Consider the following 229-nt stretch of genomic DNA (forward strand, 5'->3'; position numbering starts at 1 on the left):
AGGGGCCTTAGGTTTTCCCTGTCAAACGCCATCCTTGCGCTGACGATTTCCCCATGTTTCCTTGCATAGGACTTGACCTCCGGGTAATGGTTGGTCACCAGGTACAGGCAGCCGCGAAGGCGCAGTTCTTCCAGTATGGCGATTGCAATCCCCAGTCCCTCAGCCTGGTCCGTGCCGGAGCCAAGTTCAGCCAGGAGTACCAGGCTGTCCCTGGTGGCCCTGCGGAGTA

At 59.0% G+C, this 229-nt stretch carries 1 protein-coding gene; it reads right to left on the reverse strand.

From position 1 onward, the window contains the following. Positions 1–229: MutS-related protein (locus tag LK536_RS59285; RefSeq protein ID WP_506092398.1), on the reverse strand; the 229-nt coding region annotated here is incomplete at both ends.

It is taken from the genome of Clostridium pacaense (assembly GCF_020709765.2).
Classification (GTDB): Bacteria; Bacillota; Clostridia; order Lachnospirales; family Lachnospiraceae; genus Enterocloster; species Enterocloster hominis.